Source organism: Acinetobacter sp. ANC 5045, from assembly GCF_004331005.1.
GTDB lineage: Bacteria > Pseudomonadota > Gammaproteobacteria > Pseudomonadales > Moraxellaceae > Acinetobacter > Acinetobacter towneri.
Map to the genome: position 1 here is coordinate 158,107 of NZ_SJNS01000004.1, position 26,852 is coordinate 184,958.

The 26,852-nt window shown below is 43.1% G+C and carries 24 protein-coding genes, 4 tRNA genes and 1 pseudogene; 11 read left to right on the forward strand and 18 right to left on the reverse strand.

The annotated features are described in order from the left end of the window. Window positions 1-538 precede the first annotated feature (538 nt). Genes E0H79_RS05560 through E0H79_RS05585 form a run of 6 tightly spaced genes read left to right on the forward strand, consistent with a single transcriptional unit; the run spans window position 539 to window position 6,772 of the window. Window positions 539-3,376 (forward strand): monovalent cation/H+ antiporter subunit A, encoded by a 2,838-nt coding sequence (locus E0H79_RS05560; protein WP_096901338.1) that lies wholly within the window; start codon window positions 539-541, stop codon window positions 3,374-3,376. Window positions 3,377-3,380: 4 nt separating this feature from the next. Continuing rightward, entirely contained in the window at window positions 3,381-3,746 is a 366-nt protein-coding gene (locus E0H79_RS05565; protein ID WP_004975886.1) for a Na+/H+ antiporter subunit C, read from the forward strand. Then, the gene (locus E0H79_RS05570; RefSeq protein WP_096901339.1) at window positions 3,746-5,554 is read left to right on the forward strand and encodes a monovalent cation/H+ antiporter subunit D; all 1,809 of its coding nucleotides are present in this window, start codon (window positions 3,746-3,748) and stop codon (window positions 5,552-5,554) included. The genes E0H79_RS05565 and E0H79_RS05570 overlap by 1 nt, the downstream gene beginning before the upstream one ends. Before the next feature lie 2 nt (window positions 5,555-5,556). Beyond that, window positions 5,557-6,090 (forward strand): Na+/H+ antiporter subunit E, encoded by a 534-nt coding sequence (locus tag E0H79_RS05575; protein WP_004975882.1) that lies wholly within the window; start codon window positions 5,557-5,559, stop codon window positions 6,088-6,090. After that, window positions 6,087-6,362 carry a monovalent cation/H+ antiporter subunit F gene (locus E0H79_RS05580; protein ID WP_004975880.1) on the forward strand — a complete coding sequence of 92 codons (276 nt, stop codon included), beginning with the start codon at window positions 6,087-6,089 and terminating at the stop codon, window positions 6,360-6,362. The genes E0H79_RS05575 and E0H79_RS05580 overlap by 4 nt, the downstream gene beginning before the upstream one ends. Window positions 6,363-6,373: 11 nt before the next feature. Then, a complete protein-coding gene (locus tag E0H79_RS05585; RefSeq protein WP_004975877.1) occupies window positions 6,374-6,772 on the forward strand; it encodes a Na+/H+ antiporter subunit G in 399 nt (132 codons plus the stop codon). A 122-nt stretch (window positions 6,773-6,894) separates the two neighbouring features. Here E0H79_RS05585 and E0H79_RS05590 read toward each other — a convergent pair whose 3' ends face one another. From E0H79_RS05590 to tpiA, 10 genes are all read right to left on the reverse strand, one after another. After that, window positions 6,895-7,299 (reverse strand): ribosome-binding factor A, encoded by a 405-nt coding sequence (locus E0H79_RS05590; protein ID WP_004975876.1) that lies wholly within the window; start codon window positions 7,297-7,299, stop codon window positions 6,895-6,897. Next, on the reverse strand, window positions 7,299-10,025 hold the full coding sequence (gene infB, locus E0H79_RS05595) for a translation initiation factor IF-2 (protein WP_004975874.1): 2,727 nt from the start codon (window positions 10,023-10,025) through the stop codon (window positions 7,299-7,301). Before infB ends, E0H79_RS05590 begins: the two co-directional genes overlap by 1 nt. Before the next feature lie 10 nt (window positions 10,026-10,035). After that, on the reverse strand, window positions 10,036-11,520 hold the full coding sequence (gene nusA, locus E0H79_RS05600) for a transcription termination factor NusA (RefSeq protein ID WP_131261098.1): 1,485 nt from the start codon (window positions 11,518-11,520) through the stop codon (window positions 10,036-10,038). 35 nt (window positions 11,521-11,555) lie between these two features. Further along, window positions 11,556-12,080, reverse strand: a complete 525-nt coding sequence (gene rimP, locus E0H79_RS05605; protein ID WP_004975871.1) for a ribosome maturation factor RimP — start codon at window positions 12,078-12,080, stop codon at window positions 11,556-11,558. A 322-nt stretch (window positions 12,081-12,402) separates the two neighbouring features. Then, window positions 12,403-12,479 (reverse strand) — tRNA-Met (locus E0H79_RS05610). 134 nt (window positions 12,480-12,613) lie between these two features. Beyond that, window positions 12,614-12,690, reverse strand: a tRNA-Met gene (locus E0H79_RS05615). Window positions 12,691-12,767: 77 nt separating this feature from the next. Beyond that, a tRNA-Met gene (locus E0H79_RS05620) sits at window positions 12,768-12,844 on the reverse strand. A gap of 49 nt (window positions 12,845-12,893) precedes the next feature. Further along, window positions 12,894-12,978: transfer RNA gene (locus E0H79_RS05625), tRNA-Leu, on the reverse strand. Window positions 12,979-13,031: 53 nt separating this feature from the next. Then, on the reverse strand, window positions 13,032-13,361 hold the full coding sequence (gene secG, locus E0H79_RS05630) for a preprotein translocase subunit SecG (protein ID WP_131261099.1): 330 nt from the start codon (window positions 13,359-13,361) through the stop codon (window positions 13,032-13,034). Window positions 13,362-13,374: 13 nt separating this feature from the next. Continuing rightward, a complete protein-coding gene (gene tpiA, locus E0H79_RS05635) occupies window positions 13,375-14,166 on the reverse strand; it encodes a triose-phosphate isomerase (RefSeq protein ID WP_019836081.1) in 792 nt (263 codons plus the stop codon). A 277-nt stretch (window positions 14,167-14,443) separates the two neighbouring features. Between tpiA and pilB the strand changes: the two genes are divergently transcribed. From pilB to coaE, 4 genes are read left to right on the forward strand one after another with little or no spacing between them, the layout of a single operon-like run. Next, window positions 14,444-16,156 (forward strand): type IV-A pilus assembly ATPase PilB, encoded by a 1,713-nt coding sequence (pilB, locus tag E0H79_RS05640; protein ID WP_131261100.1) that lies wholly within the window; start codon window positions 14,444-14,446, stop codon window positions 16,154-16,156. Between the two features lie 30 nt (window positions 16,157-16,186). Beyond that, window positions 16,187-17,413 (forward strand): type II secretion system F family protein, encoded by a 1,227-nt coding sequence (locus E0H79_RS05645; RefSeq protein ID WP_004975864.1) that lies wholly within the window; start codon window positions 16,187-16,189, stop codon window positions 17,411-17,413. Next, window positions 17,413-18,273: a prepilin peptidase gene (locus E0H79_RS15555; RefSeq protein ID WP_004975862.1), complete on the forward strand. Its 861-nt coding sequence runs from the start codon at window positions 17,413-17,415 to the stop codon at window positions 18,271-18,273. The genes E0H79_RS05645 and E0H79_RS15555 overlap by 1 nt, the downstream gene beginning before the upstream one ends. 9 nt (window positions 18,274-18,282) lie before the next feature. Then, on the forward strand, window positions 18,283-18,882 hold the full coding sequence (coaE, locus tag E0H79_RS05655; RefSeq protein ID WP_004975860.1) for a dephospho-CoA kinase: 600 nt from the start codon (window positions 18,283-18,285) through the stop codon (window positions 18,880-18,882). Between the two features lie 5 nt (window positions 18,883-18,887). Here the strand turns inward: coaE and E0H79_RS05660 are convergent, their stop codons facing one another. The 3 genes from E0H79_RS05660 to E0H79_RS05670 form a co-directional block, all read right to left on the reverse strand. Next, window positions 18,888-19,817: a DMT family transporter gene (locus E0H79_RS05660; protein WP_004975858.1), complete on the reverse strand. Its 930-nt coding sequence runs from the start codon at window positions 19,815-19,817 to the stop codon at window positions 18,888-18,890. A gap of 43 nt (window positions 19,818-19,860) precedes the next feature. Further along, entirely contained in the window at window positions 19,861-20,610 is a 750-nt protein-coding gene (gene rlmB, locus E0H79_RS05665) for a 23S rRNA (guanosine(2251)-2'-O)-methyltransferase RlmB (protein WP_004975856.1), read from the reverse strand. A 188-nt stretch (window positions 20,611-20,798) separates the two neighbouring features. Continuing rightward, the gene (locus tag E0H79_RS05670; RefSeq protein ID WP_004975854.1) at window positions 20,799-21,122 is read right to left on the reverse strand and encodes a pyrimidine/purine nucleoside phosphorylase; all 324 of its coding nucleotides are present in this window, start codon (window positions 21,120-21,122) and stop codon (window positions 20,799-20,801) included. Window positions 21,123-21,615: 493 nt separating this feature from the next. Here E0H79_RS05670 and recN point away from each other — a divergent pair, with 493 nt between their 5' ends. Further along, window positions 21,616-23,277 (forward strand): DNA repair protein RecN, encoded by a 1,662-nt coding sequence (gene recN / locus E0H79_RS05675; RefSeq protein WP_131261101.1) that lies wholly within the window; start codon window positions 21,616-21,618, stop codon window positions 23,275-23,277. Window positions 23,278-23,338: 61 nt separating this feature from the next. Here recN and E0H79_RS05680 read toward each other — a convergent pair whose 3' ends face one another. The 5 genes and pseudogenes from E0H79_RS05680 to E0H79_RS05700 form a co-directional block, all read right to left on the reverse strand. Further along, the gene (locus tag E0H79_RS05680) at window positions 23,339-24,325 is read right to left on the reverse strand and encodes a CsgG/HfaB family protein (protein ID WP_131261102.1); all 987 of its coding nucleotides are present in this window, start codon (window positions 24,323-24,325) and stop codon (window positions 23,339-23,341) included. Window positions 24,326-24,381: 56 nt separating this feature from the next. Further along, window positions 24,382-24,984 (reverse strand): penicillin-binding protein activator LpoB, encoded by a 603-nt coding sequence (gene lpoB / locus E0H79_RS05685; protein ID WP_004975849.1) that lies wholly within the window; start codon window positions 24,982-24,984, stop codon window positions 24,382-24,384. 13 nt (window positions 24,985-24,997) lie between these two features. Continuing rightward, a complete protein-coding gene (locus tag E0H79_RS05690; RefSeq protein WP_004975847.1) occupies window positions 24,998-25,399 on the reverse strand; it encodes a DUF1425 domain-containing protein in 402 nt (133 codons plus the stop codon). Between the two features lie 16 nt (window positions 25,400-25,415). Continuing rightward, window positions 25,416-26,681: a COG3014 family protein gene (locus E0H79_RS05695; protein ID WP_228258771.1), complete on the reverse strand. Its 1,266-nt coding sequence runs from the start codon at window positions 26,679-26,681 to the stop codon at window positions 25,416-25,418. Window positions 26,682-26,705: 24 nt separating this feature from the next. Then, window positions 26,706-26,852: pseudogene (locus E0H79_RS05700) on the reverse strand (transposase); the annotation flags it as partial.

The following is a 26,852-nucleotide window of genomic DNA, read 5'->3' on the forward strand; positions in this document are numbered from 1 at the left end:
GTATATAATGACTTTGCTGTATGCAAAAAAAATTGATGTTGTTTTATTCATGTAATAAAATCAGATTAATTTTGAACTTTTATAGTAAAATCCGATTTTGCTGTAGTTTTTAAAGTTGCGCAATACAACTTTTTTTATACCTTGAATAGTGTCTATTGACCTTTCAAACACGGTGAATGCTGTAAAAATGCAGCAGATGCAGATCAACTTCATCCATAGTTCAACTAGGTTGTAGATTGACGCATCTAAATATTTTTAACACAGCTTTAACCAAACCAAGCACAACCTTATTCGCTGCATCGTCAGCGAAAGATCAGCATATTTTTTGCTGCTTGAGCCGCCTAGCCATGTAAAATTATTTTTGCATGATCTTGTTTTGAGTTTAAGTTGCGACAATACGCTCATCAAAACAATAGACTACGTGTTTACTGACACGACTGATTGGCTTTCAAGATTGAATCTTTTGGATGGTGTGTTGCTGTCCTGTAATCCTTGGAAGATAAGATTCATCCTTTAGGTTTTCAACCTATTCACGACAATGGATATGAGTGTGCTACCGATTATTATATTGTTACCGTTAGTACTGGGCACAACCCTTGTCTCGTGGCTGAAACAATTTTCACGCGGGGTAACGGCTTTAGGGGCGATTGGCGTCAGTCTGAGCAGTCTTATTCTGCTCCTGACTCAAGCAAAAGCAGTCTTTAATGGCGAAACGATCATTCAAACATGGTCTTGGCTGCCACAGTTGGGGATTGATTTAAGCTTTCGTCTAGATGCGCTTGGTTTATTATTCTCCTTGCTGATCACGGGGATCGGCACACTCATTTTTATTTATGCCTATTATTATTTAAGTCCACAAAACTCGCTCAGTAAACTCTATGTTCTCCTCATGCTGTTTATGGCTGCCATGTTGGGAATTTCGCTCTCCAATAACCTGATTTTGTTGCTGACTTTTTGGGAACTGACCAGTATTTCCTCTTTCTTATTGGTGGGTTATTGGAGCAATTACGAGGCAGCACAACGCGGCTCACGTATGGCACTGACCATTACAGGCATGGGCGGACTCGCCATGCTCGGTGGTTTTGTGTTATTGGCGCAAATCACAGGCACCTATCAAATTGACCAAATCTTAATGATGACTGAACAAATTCAAAGTCATCATTTATTTGTACCAACTTTATTGCTGATTTTATTGGGTGCATTTACCAAAAGTGCGCAATTTCCGTTTCACTTCTGGCTACCCAATGCCATGGCTGCACCCACGCCTGTTTCTGCCTATCTACATTCGGCAACGATGGTCAAAGCAGGGATTTTCTTGCTGGCGCGCTTATTGCCAATTTTTGCAGGCGCAGCGTTATATCACAACCTAGTCACCTTTATTGGTCTATTTACCCTGTGTATGGCAGCATTCTTTGCCATTTTCAAAGAAGATTTAAAAGGCTTATTGGCGTATTCCACCATCAGTCATTTAGGTCTGATCATGTGCTTACTCGGCATTGGTTCACCGTTAGCAGTAGCTGCTGCAATTTTCCACATCATCAACCACGCCACCTTTAAAGCGGCCCTGTTTATGATTGCAGGAATTATCGACCACGAATCAGGCACACGTGATTTACGCAAACTTAGTGGCTTATGGCAACTATTACCCTTTACCGCCACCCTCACTATGATTACCGCGGCCTCTATGGCTGGCGTACCGTTGACCAACGGCTTTTTGTCCAAAGAAATGTTCTTCACTGAACTGGTAGCAAACTTATCTGGCCCTGTACTGTTGGTTTCTGCAATTGTTGCGACACTGGCGGGTATTTTTGCAGTGGCCTATTCAATACGTTTGGTACACGGCGTTTTCTTTGATGGTCCAATTGGTAAAGATGTCCCAAACAAAGAAGCTCACGAACCTCCGTTTGGCATGCGTGCACCCGCAACTTTATTGGCTGTTTTATGTATTTTAGTCGGCTTGATGCCTGCCTTATTGGTCGAGCATATTGTCAATAGCACGACTCGTGCCAGTACCCAACTGTCGCAGTTTGAAGGCACACATCTGGCAATTTGGCATGGCTTTAATCTTCCCCTGCTGATGAGTGTTATTGCACTGCTTGGCGGGATCATTTTCTATTTCTCGCTCGCCAAAGGTGGAAAAATCCGTGAAATTGACCTCGACCCACATTTAGGTCAATTCCAAGGCAAACTGCTGTTTGAATTATTCTTAAAACATTTGCTACAAGTTTCACGCAAAATCAAACGTAAAACCGAAAATGGTTCACTGCAAAGCTATTTGGTGTGGATCATTGCTTTTACGGTATTCATGGTCGCGCTACCATTATTCAATCAGGGATTAACAACTGGCACACGTGAACTCACACATGCGCCTATGATTGCCATTGTTTTATGGTTATTGCTGTTCTCTGCCTGCTGGATGATGCTGTGGTTCCACCATGAGCGCATCAAAGCTGTCTTAATCAGCGGTGCAGTTGGCTTGGTCGTCACCATGATGTTTGTCGGACTGTCTGCTCCCGACTTGGCACAAACTCAAATCACGGTTGATGTCGTCACCACTGTTTTATTGCTGATGAGTCTATCGCTGCTCCCACAATTGACCCCGTATGAATCTAGCCGTTCACGTCGTTGGCGAGATGCCTTCATTGCGATTGGTGGCGGCATTGGTATCGGCTGGATTGCGTGGCTGGTTATGACTCGCGACCACAATTCAATTTCATGGTTCTTTAATCAGCAATCCATTCCACTCGGTGGCGGAACCAACGTGGTCAACGTCATTTTGGTGGACTTCCGTGGTTTCGATACCTTTGGTGAAATTACCGTCTTGGGCATTGCTGCGATTGGTACGCTGTGTTTAATGGATGGTATGCGTGCGCACGGCACTATCATGACCCAAGGTTTAACCTATCGCTTTAATCCTTCACCGTTGATGCTGCGGATTACCGCCTCATGGATTTTACCTATCGCCCTTGTGGTCAGCCTGTATATTTTCTTGCGCGGTCATAACTTACCAGGCGGTGGCTTTATTGCGGGCTTAATTACCGCAATGGCGTTGATCATCCAATACATTGCGCTTGGTCAAGACCACACCGAACAAATGCTCAAAGCTAAATCTGGACGTTTATACGAAATCTGGATTGGCGTGGGTTTAAGTATTGCAGGTCTGACAGGACTTGCCGCATGGTTCTGGGGACGTCCATTCCTCACCAGCGCACATATTTATGTCAATCCTCCGATTATTGGTGAAATGCACCTCGCTTCGGCTGCCTTATTTGATGTAGGCGTGTATGTCACGGTGGTTGGTGCGGTAATGTTGATGATTTCTGTCTTGGGCGACTCACGTCACTCAGGCATGTCTGGCCCACTTCCAAAGGAGTAATGCAATGATTAGTATTGAGTTTTTAATTGCGTCTGCCATTGGAATGTTAGTCGCGACAGGAATCTATTTAATTTTACGTGCCCGTACCTTTCCTGTGGTTTTGGGCTTGGCGATGATTGGTTATGCCGTCAATATTTTCTTATTCAGCATGGGGCGTATTCAGCTCAATGCACCTGCAATTTTGACTGAAGCTTCAAAAGTCACCGACCCATTACCACAAGCCTTGGTATTAACCGCAATTGTGATTGGTTTTGCCACCACCGCATTTATTGTGCAATTGGCGCTGCGTAGCCGTTATGAAACAGGGACAGACCACGTCGATGCCAAAGAAGAACATCCACTGCTTGACCCACGTGAGGATGAGCCATAATGACTGATTTCCTCCAATTTTGGCTACAGCATTCACCTATTTTTAGCATCCTGATTCCAACCTTTACCGCATTTATTTTAGTGCTATTAGGCAATCCGGGCTTTGGTTCACTCTCACATGACTGGCGTCAGCCATGGCGTCGTGGCATTAGCTATCTTTCTGCCACACTCGGTTTAGTCACTGCAATTAGCTATTTAATTCAAGTCAGCAGTGGGCAAATTATTATTTATAATTTGAGCGAATGGGCCGCCCCGTTTGGCATTATTTTAGTGCTAGATCAACTGTCTGCCCTCATGTTGGTACTGACTTATTCACTTGCCTTGCCATTACTGTGGTTTTCCAGCAAAAAATGGGATGAACGTGGTCGCTATTTTCATACCATGGTGCATTTCCTACTCATGGGACTTTGCGGTGCATTCCTCACAGGCGACTTATTTAACCTGTTCGTATTTTTTGAAATCTTGTTGCTCGCCTCGTATGTGTTGTTATTGCACGGTCAAGGCAAAGCACGTTTTCAACTCGGGATTCATTACGTCACCATCAACCTGTTGGCCTCTGCCCTGTTCCTAATTGGTTTGGGGATGATTTACGGCAGTGTCGGCAGTTTAAACATGACCGATGTGGCACGTCTTATTCCGCTACTCGATGCTGATGCACATAAAATTGCGGTGGCAGGTGGCTTACTGCTATTTGTGGTATTTGGTATTAAAGCTGCTATGCTTCCTGTCGGTTTCTGGCTTCCTAAAACCTATGCCGTGGCGACAACCCCTGTGGCAGCCTTATTCACCATCATGACCAAAGTGGGTGTGTATGCCATTTTGCGGGTCAATGGAACCGTATTTGATGATGCACTGAGCCATAAAATCCTACAAGACTGGTTGCTGCCGATTGGTCTAATTACCTCACTGTATGGGGTCATTGGCGCAATTGGTGCAGAGCGCTTACGTCGTTTTGTCGGTTTTATGGTGCTGTCTTCGATTGGTACGATCCTGATCGCCATTTCGATGCTGAACACACAGGCATGGTCAGCCGCACTGTATTACTTAGTACACAGTACCTTAATTGCAGCGGCTTTCTATTTGCTGTGTGGCTGGATTACCTCACAACGTGGCGCATTTAAAGATCACTTCAATATTGCCCCGCAAATGAAGCAACACAAAGTACTGGCAATCACATACTTCATGATTGCCTTAATGATGGCAGGTTTGCCACCGTTTAGTGGCTTTTTGGGCAAGGTCTTTATTTTGCAAGCCACCGCCAATATGGCACATCAAGGCTGGATTATTGGCATTATTCTCTTGGTCAGCTTGCTGAGTATTATTGCATTCACCCGTGTCGGCTTTATTTTATTTTGGCGCGCGACCAAACCTGAAGATGATGCGCAAACTGAAGCCTATTATGAATATCAGGCACTACCTGCGATTGCACCGCCCCGTAATGACCGTGTCATTTATTTTCTCCTAACGGGTTTAGTGCTGTACGTGGTATTTGCCAATCCAATTCAACAATATATGCTGAAGACTGCACAGCAGATTCAACATAATGCGGCCTATGAAGCACTGATTCTGAAAAAAGACCGTGCTGCAAATGTGATTAGCGTACAACCTTATGATCCATTGTACTTACCTGAAACCAAGTACGGTGGCGAAGCAATTGACACCAATGCACATTTAATTCCCTATGTGATTGATCCAAACACCTTGGAAGGCGAGCATATTTCTGACTATAAACAACGTCAGATTCAACAGCAAAATCGTGAGGAAGCACAGCAACCTAGCGATACTCAACTCAAACCTGCGGAGCCCTAAACATGCAAAAAACGAGACCAAAAACTTCGTTTTGGGATAACCTGCTGCCACACCCGTTTGTATCTGTCTTGGTGGCACTGAGTTGGCTGATGTTGGCGCATAGTGTTTCTGCAGGGAATCTGTTGATGGCACTGGTCTTGGCGCTCTTGATTCCCAAACTGATCCAGCCCTTTATTGCGCGTACACCAGACATCAACTGGACTGCAGCCATTCGCTTATTCTTCGTGGTGGTCTGGGATATTATGATTTGTAATATTCGTGTCGCAAAACTGGTACTTGGCCCAACAGACCGTATGCAGCCAAAATGGTTCCGTGTCCCTCTCGAAACACAACACGAACAGGTCAACAGTATTTTGGCGATGATCATTACCACCACACCAGGCACGGTTACAGCAGGTATTGACCAAGACCGTGGCGATATTTTGGTGCATGCCTTAAACACTGCAGATGAAAGTGTAGATATTCAAGACATCAAAAATCGTTATGAAAAACCGCTGATTGAAATTTTTGGTGCACAGTCAGGAGAAAAGCAATGATGATTCTGCCTTATGCACTTGGAATCTGCATGGTTGCGATTACGCTGTCCATGTTTATGTGCCTATATCGCCTGATTATTGGCCCTTCAATTGTAGACCGCCTGTTGGCCTTGGATACCTTGTTTTTAAATGCGACCTGCTTGGTGGTGGTTCTGGGTATCTATTGGACCAGTACCTCATTATTTGAAGGTGCGTTATTGGTGGCGATGCTAGGCTTTGTGTCTACTGCAGCACTGGCGCGTTACTTCACCAGTGGTCATGTGATTGATTAAGGAGAATGAACATGCAATTACTCATGGAAATTTTAGTGTCATTCTTTTTAATTATTGGCGCATTTTTCATGTTGGTGGGCGGCATTGGCATGGTTCGCCTACCCGACTTATTTATGCGACTGCATGCCCCTACAAAATCCAGCACTTTAGGACTAGGCAGTTTCTTAATTGCAGCCATTATTTATGCGGCATTTGAAGGACGATTTGGCTTTGCAGAAGTATTAATCACCCTATTTGCGTTTATTACCGCGCCTGTTTCTGCCAATTTAATGGCACAGGCAGCACTGCATTTACGTTTACGTTCGATGAGTGGCAATGTGCCTGAAACCTTAGACCGTCCATTACCGTGGCAACGCCAACGTCGTAATTTACGTCGTTATGAAAAAAAGTCCCATGATGATTTGGTCTAGAATATTAGTCAGGCATTAAAAAAAGCATCGTATCCGATATAACCTTGCTTACATTGCAAAAGCTCAAACATGATAGACAAAAAAAATGCCACCCGAAGGTGGCATTTTTTATCATCACTGATTTATTCTTCATCTTGCTTAGGTGCTGCAGGAGGTAAATCTTTTACCGCTTCTGCAATCAAACCAAACATATAGTTACCATAGGCATTGGTTTTATCGTAGTGAAAACGCAAACGCGGGGTAATACGTGTCTTAATACGACGGCTTAACTCATGGCGCAAGAAGCCTGATGCTTTATTCAACACATCCAAGGTTTCTTTATTTGCCGTTTCGCTTTGCTCATCGCCTAATTCACGTCCCATGACGGTCACGTACACTTCGGCATATCCTAAGTCTGGGCTCACCTTCACCGCAGAGATGGTCACAAGACCACCTAAGCGTGGATCTTTCAGCTCTTGGCGAATCAGTTCTGACAGCTCACGCTGTACTGTATCCGCCATACGCTTCAGACGTTGACTACCCGCCATTAAAGACTCCGTTTAATCAATTGAACATCGTACACTTCAATCTTATCAAGTGGTTTGATGTCTTTATAGCCTTTTACTGCAAGACCACATTCCATACCTGCGCGAACTTCTTCGACCACATCTTTATAACGACGAAGTGACTCAAGCTCACCTTGGAACACCACCACATCATCACGTAATACGCGAATTGGTTTGTTACGGTGAAGTACGCCTTCAAGTACCATACAACCTGCAGCTGCACCAAATTTACTTGAGTGGAACACTTCACGCACTTCTGCAACACCCAAAATAGTTTCACGGTGTTCAGGTGCAAGCTTACCGCTCATCGCATCTTTCACATCATCAATTAATTGATAGATGATGCTGTAGTAACGAATGTCGATGCCATCAGCATCGGCTTTTTGACGCGCAGTATTATCGGCACGTACGTTAAAGCCCAGTAATACAGCTTCTGAAGATTCTGCAAGCGTAACGTCAGACTCGGTGATCGCACCTACGCCTGAACCAATCACACGTACACGTACTTCATCGGTAGATAACTCGCCCAAGGCAACAATCAAGGCTTCCAAAGTACCACGTACATCGGTCTTCAATACCACATTGACAAATGGAACGTCTTTTTTGCCCATTGATGCCATGATGTTTTCAAGACGCATCGCACTTTGACGCTCAAGACGTTTTTGACGCTCACGATCCATACGCGCATCGGCAACTTCACGTGCTTTCTTCTCATCATTAACAACAAGAACTTCGTCACCCGCCATTGGCGCTTCAGGTAAACCTAAAATTTCAACTGGAATTGAAGGACCTGCAGACTTAATACGCTTACCGTTTTCATCAGTCATGGCACGAACGCGACCATAAGATGAACCTGCAAGTACCAAGTCACCTACATTCAAAGTACCGTTTTGTACCAGAATTGAAGTCACTGCACCGCGACCTTTATCTACACGCGCTTCAATCACCACACCTTGCGCTGCACCTTCTTCAGATGCTTTCAATTCCATCATTTCTGCTTGAATTGAAATTAAGTCAAGAAGTTCATCAATACCTTGACCTGAATGCGCCGAAACCATTGCAACAGGTACGTCACCGCCCCATTGTTCAGGTACGATTTCTTTGGTGGTCAATTCATTCAATACGCGGTCTGGATCAGCCGATTCTTTGTCCATTTTGTTAATGGCAACAATAATTGGTGTACCCGCTGCACGCGCATGGTCAATGGCTTCTGCAGTTTGTGGCATCACACCATCATCTGCCGCAACGACCAATACCACGATATCTGTCGCTTTCGCACCACGTGAACGCATTGCAGTAAACGCTGCGTGTCCTGGTGTATCTAAGAAGGTGATAATGCCTTTATCGGTTTGTACGTGGTATGCACCAATGTGCTGGGTAATACCACCCGCTTCGCCTGCAGCCACTTTGGCACGACGAATACGGTCAAGTAATGATGTCTTACCATGGTCAACGTGACCCATGATGGTCACCACTGGTGGACGTGTCGTTTGAACACCACGTGCCTCTTCAGCAGCTTCAAGTAAGTTATCTTCAGCTTGCGTATCAGATACTAGAACTGGGTTGTGGCCCATTTCCTCAACTACAAGTGCTGCAACTTCTTGCTCAATCGCTTGGTTTTGCGTAACTAACTCACCCATTTTCATGAGTGATTTAATAACTTCGCGTACTTTAACTGCCATTTTTGCAGCCAAGTCCGCAACCACAATCGTTGCACCAATTTCAACATCATAAACTTGTTTTTTAACTGGTTTTTCAAAGCCGTGCTTGTTGGCTTGGCTCGTTTTCAAACCGCGTTTATGTGAGTTTTGGCTGAAAGACTGTTCTTCCTGACCACGACGACCACCTTTTTTCGGTGAACGTGTATTGGTGGTGCTGGTACCACGCTTGATTTCACGGTCTTCTTTGGCAAATGAATCTTCATAAGCCTGACCCACAAGACCAGCCGCCAATGGAGAATCATCTACCACGCGAATAGTAGCTGTTGCATCTTCATTTGAGTATTTAGATGCCATCTGACGCATTTGCTCAAGCGTACGTTGCTGCGCTTCTTCAGCCGCTTTACGACGTGCTGCTTCTTCAGTCGCTTTCAACTGAGCTGCTTGCGCTTCACGTGCTTTCTTTTGCTCAGGCGTTTCAGTGACCTTCACTGCTTGCTTCACAATTGGCTTGTTGGTTGACTTACGTTTCACCACAACCGCAGCTTTCGCAACTTCTTGCTTGGCTGTTTCTTGCTTCGCTGCTGCACGCATTGCATCTAAAGCTTGTTTCGCTTTTGCAGCACCTGCTTGAGGCGCGTCTGCTTTCGCTTTGCTCTTTTCTGCCACGTCACGTGCTTGCTGTTCTGCTTGCGCTTTTTCAGCTGCTTCCGCCTGTGCTTTTGCCAGTGCTTCCGCTTTAATCTGTTCAGGATCAGGCTTTACAAATGTATGCTTCTTACGAACTTCTACATTAATCGTTTTCGCTTTGCCCGAAGTACTTGCCACTTTAGCGGTACTGGTGGTTTTACGTTTCAACGTGATTTGTCCTGCATTACCCTCTTGACCGTGAACCTTTTTTAAATGGTTCACTAGGGTACTTTGTTGTTCAGTGGAAATAATATCGTCAGCCTTACGCTGTGGTAAACCTGCGTCACGAACCTGTTCCAGGAGTTTCTCAACTGGACGACCTACACTGAGCGCTAACTCTTTAATCGACTTGTCCGTCATATATTACCTCCTAGTTAAACCATGATTCGCGCGCTTTCATAATCAATTGACCCGCTTTATCTGTACCTAGACCTTCAATATCTTCGATATCGTCAGTCGCTTGGTCAGCTAAATCATCAACTGTGATGACACCACGAGCGGCAAGCGCATAAGCGATCTCTTGTGTCATGCCTTCCATTGCTAGAAGTTCTGCACTCGGATCTTGGATATTTTCTTGCTGTTGCAATGCGTCTGCCAATGCCACTTCTTTGGCACGACCTTGTAACATTTCAACAATTTCTTCATCTAAATCAATTTCGTCAAATGTTTCCGCAGGAACATACGCAATTTCTTCTAATGAAGTGAAGCCCATTTCTACCAATGCCATCGCCAAATCTTCAGCAATGTCTAGACGTGAAACAAACAAGTCTAAGTATTGTTGCGCTTCATTTTGCTGACGTGCGTGATACTCTTCTTCAAGCATCATGTTCAGCTTATAACCTGTGAGTTCAGAGGCTAAACGTACGTTTTGACCTTGTGAACCAATTGCACGTGCCAACTGATCGCTGGTTGCGAAAATAATGTCGGCAGTACGTTCTTCTTCATCAATCACAATACCCGATACATCGGCTGGCTCTAAAGCACTGGCGATATATTGTGCTGGATCATCAGACCACACCACAACATCAATACGCTCACCATTTAACTCTTGCTGTACCGCTTGGATACGTGTACCACGCATACCAATACATGCACCTACAGGGTCAATACGATGGTCGTTGGTTTTTACTGCAATTTTTGCACGTACACCCGGCTGACGCGCTGCTGCTTTAATTTCGATGATTTCTTCAGAAATTTCTGGAATTTCTTTTTTCATCAATGCAATCAGCATTTCAGGCTTGGCACGTGACAACAACAATTGTGCACCACGACCTTCACGGTTCACGCTGTACAAAATTGCATTCACACGCTGCTTAGGACGCAAAATTTCTTTGGCGATCATTTCTTCACGCGCCAAATATGCTTCTGCATTGTCGCCCAAATCAATAATAAAGCCATCTTTGGTTTGCTTTTTCACTTCACCGTAAATCAGCTCGCCTACTTTGGCTTCATAAGCATCTGCAACCAATGCGCGTTCTGCTTCACGAATTTTTTGCACAATCACTTGCTTGGCAATTTGCGCAGCAATACGACCGAAGTCAATTGACTCAACTTCAAGTTCGCGAATATCGCCAATTGACCACTTTGCAGGGTCTACATCAGAAATTGCATCTTGGCATGCAGGCATTTCATGATCTTCATCTGCCACCACTTCCCACTGACGGAAAGTGCTGTAGTCACCTGTTTTACGATCAATTTCCACACGTAAACGTGCTTCTTCTGAGTTTGTGCCTTCGTAGAATTTCTTTTTCGTCGCAGCAACAAGAGCCTGTTCAAGCGCCTCAAAAATTGCCTCACGACTTACACCTTTTTCGTTACTAACCGTTTCAACGACGGTAAGAATTTCACGTGCCATAAGTCACCTATTCGTTCAGATTCTTATTAATTTGATTAATCTTGGTAAATCAGGTTTGCTTTATCAATATTGTGACTGTCAATCTCCAATACCTGCTGTTTTTCCACTTCGACCTGAATGGTTTCATTTTCCAGATCTACAGCAACCAATTTCGCTTGAAATTTACGACGGTTTTCTACAGCACTGATTAAACGTAACGCAATGGTTTGCCCAATATATGCAGGCAATTGCTCTAATTGGAAAAATGGACGATCCCAACCCGGTGATGACACTTCAAGCGCATATTCACCTGAAATTGGATCATGCACATCAAGCATTGCACCAACTTGCTGGGTTACACGTACACAATCTTGTACACCAATACCGCGACCTTGCTCTAATTCGCCATCTTCATTTAAGACAGGTTCTGCATTTTCATCGACAGCTTTGTCGATATAAATACGTAACAAAGAACGCTTACCTTGTGGAATAAACTCGATTCCCCAAAGATCCACATCACATGCTTGCACTGCTGGCGCAATTAAGTCCTGAAGTGCTTGAGTTTTATTTGATAGCTTCATTTACTCTCGTCATTCTGCTGCGGTTCAATGGTCTTATTTGACCACTACACATTCATACAAACTATAGTAGTAGTGAAACATGACACTTTGACTTTAGGCCGCGCACGGCTTGTATCGACACTACACGATAGCCAATAAAAAAGGGCGTAATCGCCCCTATTCTTGCACAGTAAAACCAATATCCACTGTGCAAAAAGGCCCACCTAGTTGTGAGCCTCTTTAGAAACTTGGTTGCGGGGATTAGACTAAATCTAACCATCTTTGCTAGTTTATTATGCTGAATTCAATCAACTAAAACTAACGTACCACACCATTAGAAACTTGGTAGCGGGAGCTGGATTTGAACCAACGACCTTCGGGTTATGAGCCCGACGAGCTACCAGACTGCTCCATCCCGCATCAACGTGCAAAAATTATATACAAATATGAATAAGTTTTCAATCAAACTTAGCATTTTTGCCTGACTTAAGTTGCACCTTAGTCAGTATAAAGCGTAAAACTCATATTAGAGCATAATCACACTTTTAAAATATTGGTAGCGGGAGCTGGATTTGAACCAACGACCTTCGGGTTATGAGCCCGACGAGCTACCAGACTGCTCCATCCCGCAACAACATGTAAATACTTATCTCAACCTAAAATAATTTAAGTTGCCTACGCTTAATTCACGATAAGCTTAGGATTGATTGGTAGCGGGAGCTGGATTTGAACCAACGACCTTCGGGTTATGAGCCCGACGAGCTACCAGACTGCTCCATCCCGCATCAACAGATTTGCTGCTTAACACCAACTTATGTTTTCTGGATTATAAGTTGGTGCGGAAGGGGGGACTTGAACCCCCACGCCCGAAAGCACTACCACCTCAAGGTAGCGTGTCTACCAATTCCACCACCACCGCAGCTGTGACGCATTCTAGTCGCATCATGCGAAAAAAGAAAGTGCTAAATAAAATTATTCAGCGCTTTTAGACACAGTTGGTGAAGTTTCAGGCGATACTGGCTGTGCAGGTGCAGTCGTTTGTACAGTCTGCAAACTATATGCACCTGTGGTTTGTTTCTTGGCAAACACCGCTAAAGTTAAACTGGTTGCAAAAAACAATGCTGTTAAAATTGCCGTTAAACGGGTTAAAAAGTTACCTGAGCCTGACGCACCAAATACGGTTGCCGCACCACCGCCACCAAAAGAAGCGCCTGCATCTGCACCTTTACCATGCTGAACCAAAATTAGTCCAATCATTAAAATGGCTAAGATAATATGTACTACCAGCACAAATGTTTGCATGCTGAACTCCTCATTATTGTGTATTTGCAAAGGCTTGCGCAATTTGATGGAACGATGCCGCATTTAAGGATGCACCACCGACCAAAGCACCATTAATGTCTGGGCAGGCTGCTAACTCTACGGCATTTTCTGGTTTTACACTACCACCATATAAAATCGGTAGAGTCACCGCATAAGCGGTGATTTGGCTTAAACCTTCACGGATTTTTGCATGCATGGTTTGCGCATCTTCAGGTGATGCGGTCTTGCCTGTACCAATTGCCCAAATAGGTTCATACGCAATCACTATCTGTTGCCATTGCTCAGCGTCAACCACAGCAGCAATATCACAAATTTGTTGCAAAACAACTTGCTCTGCCTGACCGCTTTCACGTTGTTGCAGACTTTCACCCACACAATAAATAACTGTCAAACCTGCCTGCAAGGCATTTTTAACTTTTTCATTCAAAATGCTTGGTGTGTCTGCAAAAAGTTCACGACGTTCTGAATGCCCAACCAATACATAATCAATTTGACTGTCTTTTAGCAATTCTGCACTGACTTCGCCTGTATATGCACCCAAACCCGCAATACGGGAAAGGTCTTGTGCAACGGTATAGACAGGACGTACTGCTTCGCTCAATGCAGCTTGAATTTGAGTTAAAGCCAAAGTGACAGGTGCAATCCCCAAATGACACTTTTCAGCCTCTACAGGGCTGTCTTGTAATAATGTTTTAAATTCAGAAATAAGTTGCTGAGCATCGGCATGTATCGGATTCATCTTCCAATTGCCAACCACCCAAGGCTTAATCGTCGTAGCCGACATAGAATAACCTGCAAAAACAATTCATTTAATCGCGCACATTCTACACGCAAATCACATTTCTGCTGAGTTTTTTGTACAAGCTTTGCATCAAACTGCTGCATGAAGTATCTTTTCATGGCAGGACTTACAATTTTTTTAGCAGATTAATGTAACTGGTTCATGCTTTTAGGCGATACTTAGGTGGTGACAGCACTTTCAGATATGGTATTTTTGTGCAACAAAAGTATAATTTTAAGATACCAATTATAAACAATCTTGATTTTGAGGACGTTGGGGAATGTCAGTACAACAAGCTACACCTAGATTTACAGGTTTTATTCGACGTTTGGTCGAAGATGGGCTCGTTTCTGCTGAAAATATGCAAACTGCCATTAAAGCCGCACAAAAAGATAATGTTGATATTGTTCCCTATCTCATTCAAAACCTAAATATCGCGCCTTTAATCATTGCTGAAAAAATTTCTAATGAGTTTGGCGAACCTATTTTTGATTTAAGCGTGTATGACTCTGCGCTCATCGTGCGTGAAGGCATTGATGAAAAACTGTTCAGCAAATATTGCATATTGCCTATTTTAAAACGCAATCATCTGCTTTATGTTGCAACCAGTAACCCGACCAATATCGAAGCAATGGATGCCATTCGTTTCAACAGTAAAATGAATATTGAAGCCATTGTGGTCGAACACGATAAATTGGTAAAACTGATTGAACAAAACTTTGCGAGTGAGTCTGCTTTTGAATTTGAAGATGATGACTTCGATCTCAACTTTGAAGATGGTAACAGCGAACCAGAACAAGCTGCAGAAGATGAACCGCAGGGTGATGAATCCCCAATTGTTAAATACATCAACAAATTACTGATTGATGCAATTCGCATGGGTGCTTCGGACTTACACTTTGAACCGTATGAAAAAACCTATCGAGTGCGTTACCGTGTCGATGGTGTATTACGTCAAATTGCCACCCCACCCTTACAGTTAGCTAACCGCTTGGCATCACGTTTAAAAGTGATGTCCCAAATGGACATTTCTGAAAAGCGTGTCCCGCAAGATGGTCGTATTAAATTAAAACTATCTAAAAATAAATCCATCGACTTCCGTGTGAACTCGTTGCCAACATTGTTCGGTGAAAAAATCGTACTGCGTATTCTTGACCCATCTAGCGCGATGCTTGGGATTGACGCTTTGGGCTATGAACCAGAACAAAAAGAATTGTTCATGGAAGCCTTAGAAAAACCGCAAGGCATGTTACTGATTACAGGTCCAACGGGTTCGGGTAAAACGGTATCGCTATATACAGGCTTAAATATCTTAAACAGAGAAGATACCAACATTTCCACTGCCGAAGACCCTGTGGAAATTAACTTAGAAGGCATCAACCAGGTTAACGTCAACAATAAAGTGGGCTTAACCTTCGCTGCCGCTCTGAAATCTTTCTTACGTCAAGACCCTGATATTGTCATGGTGGGTGAGATTCGTGACCTTGAAACTGCAGAAATTGCAATTAAAGCAGCCCAAACAGGTCACATGGTTTTATCTACCCTCCACACCAACAGTGCGCCAGAAACTTTAACGCGTTTACGCAATATGGGCGTTCCTTCCTTTAACATCGCAACTTCGGTAAACCTCGTCATTGCACAGCGTTTGGCACGACGCCTATGCCCGCATTGCAAAGCTCCTTCCGATATTCCAAAACAAAGCTTATTGGAAATGGGCTTTACTGAAGCCGATTTGAGCAATCCAGAATTTCAGGTCTATCAACCTGTAGGCTGTTCTGAATGCCGTGAAGGTTATAAAGGACGTGTTGGTGTTTATGAAGTGATGAAAGTCACACCAGAAATTTCTAGAATTATTATGGAGGATGGTAATGCCATCCAAATTGCTGATGCGTCAGCAAAATCGGGGTTTAACAATCTGCGTCGTTCGGGGTTACTTAAGGTCATGCAGGGGGTGACTTCATTGCAAGAAGTCAATCGTGTGACCAGTGAATAGTTGTAAAATTTAAAATAAGGATAAATACGCATGGCTGTCAAAAAAGCACAGATGATGCCCACCTTCGTTTATGAAGGGATTGACCGCAAAGGGGCTAAGTTAAAAGGGGAAATTCCAGCGCGCAATATGGCCTTGGCAAAGGTCACATTGCGTAAACAAGGGATTACCATCAAGACGATTCGCCAAAAGAAAAAGAATATTCTTGAAGGCTTAATGAAAAAACGGGTGTCGACCTTAGACATCACTATTTTCACGCGTCAGCTTGCCACTATGATGAAAGCAGGTGTGCCTTTGGTACAAAGCTTTGAGATTGTTGCCGAAGGTCTTGAAAACCCCGCCATGCGTGAAGTGGTTTTAGGCATTAAAGGTGAAGTGGAAGGCGGGAATACCTTTGCTGGCGCATTGCGTAAATATCCTCAATATTTTGACAACCTATTTTGTTCTTTGGTCGAATCTGGTGAACAATCGGGTGCCCTAGAAACCATGCTAGATCGTGTCGCGATCTATAAAGAAAAGAGTGAGTTACTCAAACAAAAAATTAAAAAAGCCATGAAATACCCTGCAACGGTCATTGTGGTGGCCGTGATTGTGACCATTATTTTGATGGTGAAAGTCGTACCTGTGTTTGAAGAGTTGTTTAGCTCTTTTGGTGCGGACTTGCCTGCCTTCACTAAAATGGTGGTGAACATGTCACAATGGATGCAGAAATACTGGTTTATTCTGATTATTGTGATTGGGGTCATCATTGCAGGTTTCTTGGAAACTAAAAAACGCAGTAAAAAATTCCGTGACTTCTTAGACAAAGCGGCACTGAAAGCGCCTATTTTTGGTGACTTGGTCTATAAAGCGATTATTGCACGTTATAGCCGTACTTTAGCCACTACTTTTGCTGCTGGTGTACCCTTAATTGATGCCTTGGAATCTACCGCTGGGGCAACCAATAATGTGGTCTATGAAGAAGCCGTGATGAAAATTCGTGATGATGTTGCGACAGGTCAACAGCTACAATTCGCCATGCGTGTCACCAATAAATTCCCGTCTATGGCAGTGCAAATGGTAGCCATTGGTGAAGAATCAGGTGCGCTAGATGCCATGCTAGATAAAGTCGCAACCCACTATGAAAACGAAGTCGACAACGCAGTAGATGGCTTAACCTCAATGATGGAGCCGTTGATTATGTCTGTCTTGGGTATTTTAGTGGGTGGTTTAGTTGTCGCCATGTACCTTCCAATCTTCCAAATGGGTTCTGTGGTTTAATGCAAGAATTAATCGCGTACTTTATCCAAAATCCAACTGCGCTCTATATCGCAGTTGGACTTTTTAGTTTATGTATTGGCAGTTTTTTGAATGTGGTGATTTACCGCACCCCAAAAATGATGGAACAGGAGTGGCGTAATGACTGCCAAATGTTATTACATCCTGAACAAGCCATTATTGATGAAAGTAAAATCACCCTGAGCAAACCTGCATCGACCTGCCCCAAATGTCACAACCCAATTCGTTGGTATCAAAATATTCCTGTGCTGAGTTGGTTGGTATTACGCGGTAAATGTAGCAACTGCCAAAACCTGATCAGCGTACGTTATCCAATGATTGAAGTATTAACCGCTGTTTGCGCCCTGATTGTGCTTGCGGTATTTGGCCCAACTGTACAAATGCTGTTTGGTTTGCTGCTCACTTATACCTTGATTGCACTCACCTTCATTGATTTTGATACACAACTCTTGCCAGACCGTTACACCCTGCCTTTGGCTGCACTGGGTTTGGCAGTCAACAGCTATGCCATCTATACCTCACCGACATCGGCAATTTGGGGTTATGTAATTGGCTTCCTATGTCTATGGGTGGTGTATTACCTGTTTAAAATCGTCACAGGCAAAGAAGGCATGGGCTATGGTGACTTCAAGCTCCTTGCCGCTTTAGGTGCATGGATGGGGCCGATGATGTTACCCCTGATTGTGCTGCTATCGTCCTTAGTTGGGGCTATTATTGGCATTATTCTGTTAAAAGTGCGTAAAGAAAACCAACCCTTTGCATTTGGTCCGTATATCGCCATTGCGGGCTGGATTGCCTTTTTATGGGGCGAGCAAATCATGAAAGTATATTTGGGACAATAAGGACAGCACATGCGTTTTGTTTTGGGTCTAACAGGAGGAATTGGCAGTGGCAAGTCTGCAGCCAGTGCGTGGTTCGAGACCCAAGGCATTGTTGTGGTCGATGCGGATGTTGTTGCACGTGAAGTGGTTGAAAAAGGACAGCCTACCTTAAAGCAAATTCAACAACACTTTGGCGATTGGGTTTTACTTGAAAATGGCGAACTAGATCGTCGCGCATTACGTGAACACATTTTCAAAGAACCAAGTGCACGACAAGCACTTGAAAAAATCACCCACCCTGCAATTCGTGAATCGATTATTCAACAATTAGATACTGCCGACAGTCCCTATGTGGTTTTGGTTTCACCACTCTTGTTTGAAACCAATCAACATCAATTGACCCGACATACATTATTGATTGATGCTACTGAAGCCCTACAAATTCACCGTGCTTCACAACGTGATGGTCAAACGGTTGAGCAAATTCATAAAATTATTCAAGCACAAATGCCACGTGCTGAAAAACAACGCCTAGCCGATGACATTGTGCTAAATGATGGGCATTTAGATCATTTGTATAGCAAACTTGAAGTATTGCATCAGCAGTATTTAAAGCGAGCGATGCAGTAAGCAAATTAATCTGACTGTTGTTTTTGCTGTTCAAGTTGAGCTTTTAAGCTGTCAGGTCGGGCCCACCAACGCCAAGGTTGCAAAGCACCAATCCCCATACCCACCAAGCCACATAAAATTGCTAAACTCAAAGGTTCACCCAATAAAGGGACAGCAAGAATCGCAGCGATAAACGGCGCCAAGGTCACAATACTGCCAGTTTTGAATGCTCCCAAACGCTTAATTGCCTCGACATAGCTAAGTGTTGCGATGATCACCACAAACACTCCATGAAAAATAGTTTGCAGCAATAAATGAATCGGTTCAGGTGTGCTGAGTTGTTTCGGGAAAAACAGTACGTAAATCGGGACATAGACGATTGCCGACCAAATTGCGACACCCGCCATAGCATGCCAAGCGGAAAGCTTCCATTGTCTTAATAAAACCGTAAACACACCCCACCAAATAGCGCTGATAAAAAACAGTCCATCCCCAAGTCCAAAGGCAACACCTGTTTCTTGATACATCAGCGCACTCATACCCGCAATGGCGGTCAGCATAATTACAATACTGATCCATGTATGGCGGTCAAAAGGCACTCGAAATAACATCCAAGCAGCAATGGCGGTACAAACAGGAATACAGCCATTCAAAAAAATGGCAGCATGCGCAGCAGGTACATAATGAAAAGCACTATACGCAGTCAGGCAATAGCCCACTCCACCAATCATTGCCAAAATAAAAGGCTCTTTTTTCCATAAAAATGCCGTATCTTTTTTCCAGATAAGAATCGGCATTAAAATACAAAAAGCCAAAGCAAAGCGTAAGGCGGTAATATCCCAAGCACTGATCTGCCATTGTGCATTCAGCCGAGCAGTTAGGGTAAAACCACCCCAAATGCACATGGTAACAAGCACCAAAGCATAACCTTGCTTTTGGGGAGATAGACGAATCACGGTGTTGAAAGCATCAATAAAATAGCAAATACAAAATCAGCAATTAAGCCTGACGCTGACGACAAGCTTCATACAAGGCCATACCTGTTGCAACACTGACATTCAGACTTTGCAGATTTCCTGCCATTGGAATAAATACGGTTTGATCACATTGTGACTGGGTAATTGGGCGTAAACCTGTATCTTCTGCGCCCATCACCACGCATACTGCTGTGCCTGTAAAGTCAAATTGCTGAATTGGCAAAGCTTTTTCATCCAGCATCGTACCCACCACGCGCACATTAAACTCTTGTTTCAAATGCGCCAAAGTACGTGCCAAATTGGTCACTTGGATAAATTTGACTTTTTCTGCACCACCTGCAGCTACTTTGCGTGCAGTTGGGGTCAAACTTGCTGAACGATCACGCGGCACAATCACGGCAGTAACCCCCATCGCAGCGGCAGTACGGATACACGCACCCAAGTTATGCGGGTCGGTGACTTGGTCGAGCGCCAAAAGTAAAGGCTTGCTATCAGCCTGCAACAAGGCATCCAAGTCTTTTTCATTCAGAGTTGGATGTGGGCGTACTGCAGCCACCACTCCTTGGTGAAAAGGCAAACCTGCCAGTTTTTCCAAGCTGTCACGGCTGGCTTTTTGCACACTAATGCCAAATGGTTCGGCAAGTTCTAAAATCTTTTGTAAACGCTGATCATCACGCCCTTTTAAGGTAAAAAGAGTTAAGACGCGCTCTGGCTCAAGCTCCAATAATGACTCCACCGAGTGAACGCCATAATAATATTCAGGTTTTGCCATGAACGACCTCTAATTAATGCACCAATAAACCAGCGAAAACGAAAAATCCTGCAAAGCTGACTTTACAGGATTTCAATAAGATCTAGTTTAACCGATTCGGGTGAAAATTTCTTGATTCAATTCCGCTTGATTGGGTGCTCAAGCAGGAGAAAAATGAAATCTTAATTCAATACCCTATTATCGGCTGATTAGCCTTCTAAGTGGCACACGTAATCGAGCACTTCATCGGTTTCGATGCTGAAACGGCTATTGCCAGGCACATAGAACGATTGACCCGCGCGGAATAATTCACTTTCTTCGCTATCGGCAATTTTGACACGACATTCACCTGAAATAATTTCCATACGTTCAGGTACATGCGTTTCGAAAGTCAAGGCTTGTTCAGTCGGTAAAATTACCCCTAAGGTTTTTTTGGTACCGTCTTCAAATTGCACCGTGTGACTGATGCATTGCCCACCAAAATAGACATTCGACTTTTTCACAACTGATACATGATCAAACTGAGCTGACATGCGTATTCTCCAGGTAACGCGTTTTTATATTTTTGACTGATGTAGTTTAATTCTGTCCTCAGAACTAATCAATCTGTGTTTACAGTGGGCTTTGCGTAAATTGAACAATGTTTCAATACGCAGCATGCAACACGCTGACAGCACAGTCTAAGCCAATGCCAGAGGCATGCAAAGTACTCTGCTCTAGATTCTTCCCCACTAAAGTGCTAAATCTGAATGTGAAACAGATCACAAATAGTATGTGTATCATTTAAGTTTCACCCGATCAGGCAGCACCTAAAAACTTCCTAAGCGAATATACTGCAATTTGATGACTATCAAATGAAATGGTCAACGAGTCTTGCGTTTTATATAGGATGCTTATCGGGTACATTTTTTGTTGTTTGTGCTGCAATTTAAGCTAGAATTAAACAGACGAAAATAACAGCCTTGTTATGGCATTTCCAAAACTTAACTCTCTTTCACTGACACTTTTCGCAGCTTGGATGCGTTTATGCTGACTCATTTAACACTGATTAACTTTGCCCTTGCCGACCACTTAGCACTGGATATTGAAACAGGTTTTAACGTTCTAACAGGGGAAACAGGTGCCGGTAAATCCTTACTATTAGATGCACTCTCTGCCTGTTTAGGTGAACGTACCGATACCAATTATGTGCGTTTTGGCTCAGATAAAGCCGATGTGACTGCGAGTTTCAGTTATCAGGACAATAGCCCTGAAGCACAATGGCTAAAAGAACATGAATTAGATGATGAGTCTGGTGAAATCCATTTACGTCGGGTAATTTTTGCCACAGGGCGCAGCAAAGCATGGATTAATGGTCGTCCAAGCAGTTTGGCAGAGCTGAAAGAAATTGGACGCTTACTGGTACAGTTATACAGTCAGCACAGTCAGCAACAATTGCTCGAACCGCCTTATCCAAAACACTGGCTTGATCGTTATTATAATTTTTATGCCCCTGCCCAAGCAGTACGTGATGCTTACAGTACATGGCAAAAAAATATCCGACAGCATCAGGCAGCGCTGGATGCACAGGCAACCCGCAAGCAACGCATCGAAACCCTGAACTTACAGCTCGAAGAACTCGAAGAACTGGTACAAATCGATTATAAGGAGATTGAACAAGAGTTTGATCGCCTAAGCCATCATGAACATATCATGCAGGATTGCAGTTATAGCTTAAATGCCTTGGATGAAGCCGAGCAAAACATCACTCAGGAAATTGCTTCAATTATTCGCCGCTTGGAATCGCATGCGGGGCGCAGTGAGCAATTATCGGAAATTTATAATTCATTGTTAAATGCGCAAAGTGAATTAGATGATGCGACAGCCAATTTACGTCAGTTTATTGATCGTCAAAGCTTTGATCCAGAGCGCATGGAAGAACTGAATCAGAAGCTGGAAGTTTTTCATCGTTTGGCACGTAAATACCGCACTCAGCCTGAATTACTGAAACAAGAGTTCGATACTTGGCAAGCCGAACTCACGGCTTTACATGAACTGGAAGATCCTGAAACTTTGGCAGAACAAGTAGAAGTGGCACATCAGGACTTCTTAGCCAAAGCACAACATTTAGATGATATCCGTCGTGAAGCAGCTGCACCGCTCGCTAAACAACTAACCGAGCAAGTTAAACAATTGGCACTGCCTGAGGCACATTTTGAATTTAAATTTGAACCTTTAGAACAAGTTTCTGCGGAAGGGTTAAGTTTTATTCAACTACTGTTTACTGCCAACAAAGGTATTCCTGCTCAGCCATTAGCACGTGTGGCTTCTGGTGGCGAATTATCGCGGATTGCCTTGGTCATGCAAGTCATGAATGCCGAAAAAACCGAAGCTGAAGTTTTGGTTTTTGATGAAATTGATGTCGGGATTAGTGGTGGTACTGCTGAAATTGTGGGGCGTTTGCTCGCAGGTTTGGCGCAACACGTTCAAATTTTATGTATTACCCACCAAGCACAAGTAGCTGCACAGTCTGATCAGCACCTTTTGGTGAAAAAGCGTCAGACCGATCCTGCCAGCAGTACCATTGTTGAATTAGAAGAAGATGCGCGTATTTTAGAATTGGCACGCATGACAGGCGGTGTTGAAATTAATGACACTACCTTGCAACACGCCAAACAATTACGCCAATTGAAGTTTCAACAGGCTTAAAAAATAAATCCCCTGATTTTCAGGGGGATTTATTTAGGTCTAAAACAAGCTTAATCATTATTTACCATTTCACAGGTTGGTCACTTGAACCAGGTGTCATTTCATAACCTGGAGAGGTATCATAAAATTGACTGCTAGAAGATTGCACAGGTTGTAGTTTAAGACCCTGTAAAATTTCAGGATTTAAACTTTGGGCAATCTTATCTGCAGTACTATCATTTAAACTATTATTTAAAAGATTCTGTGTCATCAAGTTCGATAAGGTACGATTAAAAGTCCCTGCCGCAACTACCTTACTGGTATTCGCTTCAATCACTCGCCACGTTAAACGCACCTGCTCTGCACCAGCATTTAACCCATACATTTGTTGACCGCTAGCAACTGACAAATCGTTAATACGCCCCACGAGTAAATAATCAGCACCTACTTTTTGACCAATACGCGCTAACTCATGCGGTGCACCATCCCAATACAGGAAGTCATTTTCAAATTGCATTTCATCTATGTAATGACGATCAACAACACTTAACTGCCCTGACTGTGCCAAATAAGTACCTAAAGTATCTGATAATTCTTGACTAAACTCAGAAGCAGAAGCACCGCTGGCTAAGCGGTTATTTTTTTCTGCCATTTGAAATGGCAAGACTGCAATACGGCGCATGTATTGATCTTGTACAGTAGATTCAAACTTCACCACATGTGCGCGAACTTTAGCGCGATAATTATTTTTAGCACCAGAAACACTCAAGACCTGAAACTTGGTGACAGAACCCGAACCTTGATTGACTACACTAAATACAGGTGAAACTTTACCCGTATATGTCCAGCCCTGATTATTTACAGATAAAGAAACTGTTTCTTCATAATTCATTTGTGACGATACCGAAGCACCATTCACCGATTGAACTGCAATCAATAATGCTTCAGAAATAGCTTGGTGTTGTGTTGGACCACTACCCGTTGCCTCTTTAATCACTTCTTTAATCGCAGCAAAAGCAGGACTGCACAGTAATCCAGATAATAAGCCTGCAAATAATATTTTTTTCATGTTCTATTCTTCAACAGCAACTGCGCTTATCACAGCGCAGTTGCTTTCAGATTAAATTAAAGACCAAAAGTTGAGCGCTTTGCTGCCTTACGGATTTCTTTTTCGCCTGTCCACTCTACAATGCCAGTTTGTAAGTTCTGCAATTTAAATGTGAACTTGTAATACACATCGCTCTTACCACCTGCATTTTTTACAATACTAGATAGATTGCCATTGAGCATATATTCAGCACCGATATGTCCACCAGTACGCACTGCAGTCGCTTGATTGACCATGCCGCTTTGCTTTTGATAGGCAAGTTGCTGCGCCATCGCATTGACAGATTTCATATCTACAAAACGAAACTTCCCTGAATTAATTAATTTGTTCTGAATCGTATCTGTAATAGATTCTGTATCGATATGTTCTTGTGTCTTGTTATGAATACGATCAAGCACAATGACTGGACGACGAGTTTGCGTCATTTGCACCACAGGTGGGAAGGTCAGCATATCATCCACCATCTTTGCAGCAATCATTTGTAGATCTGTCGATCCAAAATCTTTCGTTAAAGTTTCTACAGCTTGAGCATCACCATAACTCACTGCACTACCCGTTGTTGCACAACCTGTTGCCAAAACAGAAGTTGCTACCACAGCCATGATTAACTTTGCATTCATTGCTCTATCTCGCTTATTTCTTTAAATACACAACAACATCTACAGCCGATGGATTTGGTGCTAAAGATTGCACGCCCTTCACCTCTCGACCCGTTAACTGAATTGGTTTCCAAATCGCACCTTCAGGGTTCACTTCTGCCCCATGTGCATCGACCCATACGATTTTGTAGCTAAAATCTTTGTTATTGAAACGGCGGTTTTTAATGGCAATTGATGCCTTTTTTAAGTCGCCTGCCATAGACATTCCCACACGCTCAACAAATACCTCAGTGGTTAAGACTGGGTTATTGGTAATGGTGCGAATACTTACTTCGTTATTCGCATCTGTCTGTGTAGACAAAGCATTAGGGGCTGTACATCCAACCATCGCCGCAGCACTAAGACCGAGTAATGCGAGTTTTAACTGATTTTTCATAAAGTTCTCTTCAAAATTATTGGCGTGGAATACTACTTACACTTGCTGTAATTTTGTCATTTACATGATGTGCATAAACAAATACTGTCTCATTGGCTTTTACATCTAACTTCACAGAGGAGCTTGACAAATTACCTGACGATAACTGTAAGTTGTGTATCCCTGGCGTTAAGTTCAGACGTGCAATTTGCGTATTACTTGGCAAAGTTGTCCAAGCTCGTAAATCTGCTCGCTCGGTTGCCATATTGAGCACGTTACCTGCCAATTGCCCTAAAACACCAAATTGGTTACCAAGCTCTTTTTGAGCAGCATATTTGGCTGTGGCACGAATCACTTGGGTTGTTAAAGTTCCAACGACTTTTTCTTTTAAGTCTTTAACAGCCAATGCACCAATATCACTAATCACATAACTGTCTTGCAAAACTCGGTTATTCAGCTTCACTTTCAGGCTTTTGGGTGCAACATAAGTGCTAGGTTCATAAGTCGCAAAAGCAATGTTGATAATGCCGCCTGGAGTCGGAATATCTAACTTATTTTCAATTTTCTGTGGAACGATACCTTGTTCAATAAATACAATAACAGGCACACTACTATTACTTTGTTTTGCAACCAATTGATCTAAACGCTTTACATCTTTAGCAATCTGCTCATCAGGCTGTAACTCATAAGCTTTTTTGTAATCCACCAAAGCATCGTTGTATTCGCCTAAGGTTTCCCACAAGTTAGCTGCCATATAAAAAGCATAAGCATTTTGATAAGTATTCTTAATCTTGCCCGCAATTGGATCTAAGCCAACAAATGCCTCATCTAAAACATGCAATGCGGCATTTGAAGATGTATTTGCTTTTGTATTTTTCTCTTTTTTCTTTTCAAACTCAGCCTGATGTGCCAGTTCAATTTCACGCTGAATGCCCTGTGCAACACGCATTTCTACTGCAGCAGCCTCAAGATTTTTTAAAAAAATATAATTTTTCGCTTGAGAAATATGCGCCAATACCTGTTCATGAGGTGGCACCAAATAAGGTACCACCGAATCATTACTCACCATAGAAAGTGCTTTAAATCCGACCCGACTCAGACTAATTTTTGCACGACTTTTTTGTTTATCTAGAAATTCAAAAGCCTGCTTATAATGATTCAAACTTTCTTCATACTGATGATTGACTTGTAATAAACGTGCCTGCTCCAGTAAATATAGTACGCCGTCTTTTGAATCTACTTTATCTTTAAATTTAGCAACTAAATCTTCAGATAAATGATTATTCAAATGACTGCGAAACAAATTACCTTCATCATTAAGCTGTCATTAAAAAGTAAACATGTATTCTTTTCCGAATTGGTTTGATACTCTCTCCACCCATTGCTCTATTTTATCAGCTGTCATGACTTGAAAATCTCGCCAATAATATTTCATCTGCTTCCATACCATCTCGATTCGATTTAACTCAGGGCT

Coding starts and splice junctions, on each gene's coding strand:
- E0H79_RS05670 (WP_004975854.1), bottom strand. CDS start 21,122: ATGTCAGCTCAGTTTGATCATGTATCAGTTGTGAAAAAGTCGAATGTC.
- E0H79_RS05580 (WP_004975880.1), top strand. CDS start 6,087: ATGATGATTCTGCCTTATGCACTTGGAATCTGCATGGTTGCGATTACG.
- E0H79_RS05560 (WP_096901338.1), top strand. CDS start 539: ATGGATATGAGTGTGCTACCGATTATTATATTGTTACCGTTAGTACTG.
- nusA (WP_131261098.1), bottom strand. CDS start 11,520: ATGGCACGTGAAATTCTTACCGTCGTTGAAACGGTTAGTAACGAAAAA.
- E0H79_RS05680 (WP_131261102.1), bottom strand. CDS start 24,325: ATGAAAAAAATATTATTTGCAGGCTTATTATCTGGATTACTGTGCAGT.
- recN (WP_131261101.1), top strand. CDS start 21,616: ATGCTGACTCATTTAACACTGATTAACTTTGCCCTTGCCGACCACTTA.
- E0H79_RS05645 (WP_004975864.1), top strand. CDS start 16,187: ATGGCTGTCAAAAAAGCACAGATGATGCCCACCTTCGTTTATGAAGGG.
- infB (WP_004975874.1), bottom strand. CDS start 10,025: ATGACGGACAAGTCGATTAAAGAGTTAGCGCTCAGTGTAGGTCGTCCA.
- E0H79_RS15555 (WP_004975862.1), top strand. CDS start 17,413: ATGCAAGAATTAATCGCGTACTTTATCCAAAATCCAACTGCGCTCTAT.
- E0H79_RS05690 (WP_004975847.1), bottom strand. CDS start 25,399: ATGAAAAATCAGTTAAAACTCGCATTACTCGGTCTTAGTGCTGCGGCG.
- secG (WP_131261099.1), bottom strand. CDS start 13,361: ATGCAAACATTTGTGCTGGTAGTACATATTATCTTAGCCATTTTAATG.
- E0H79_RS05575 (WP_004975882.1), top strand. CDS start 5,557: ATGCAAAAAACGAGACCAAAAACTTCGTTTTGGGATAACCTGCTGCCA.
- coaE (WP_004975860.1), top strand. CDS start 18,283: ATGCGTTTTGTTTTGGGTCTAACAGGAGGAATTGGCAGTGGCAAGTCT.
- rimP (WP_004975871.1), bottom strand. CDS start 12,080: ATGAAGCTATCAAATAAAACTCAAGCACTTCAGGACTTAATTGCGCCA.
- E0H79_RS05565 (WP_004975886.1), top strand. CDS start 3,381: ATGATTAGTATTGAGTTTTTAATTGCGTCTGCCATTGGAATGTTAGTC.
- E0H79_RS05585 (WP_004975877.1), top strand. CDS start 6,374: ATGCAATTACTCATGGAAATTTTAGTGTCATTCTTTTTAATTATTGGC.
- E0H79_RS05570 (WP_096901339.1), top strand. CDS start 3,746: ATGACTGATTTCCTCCAATTTTGGCTACAGCATTCACCTATTTTTAGC.
- E0H79_RS05590 (WP_004975876.1), bottom strand. CDS start 7,299: ATGGCGGGTAGTCAACGTCTGAAGCGTATGGCGGATACAGTACAGCGT.
- pilB (WP_131261100.1), top strand. CDS start 14,444: ATGTCAGTACAACAAGCTACACCTAGATTTACAGGTTTTATTCGACGT.
- rlmB (WP_004975856.1), bottom strand. CDS start 20,610: ATGGCAAAACCTGAATATTATTATGGCGTTCACTCGGTGGAGTCATTA.
- tpiA (WP_019836081.1), bottom strand. CDS start 14,166: ATGTCGGCTACGACGATTAAGCCTTGGGTGGTTGGCAATTGGAAGATG.
- lpoB (WP_004975849.1), bottom strand. CDS start 24,984: ATGAATGCAAAGTTAATCATGGCTGTGGTAGCAACTTCTGTTTTGGCA.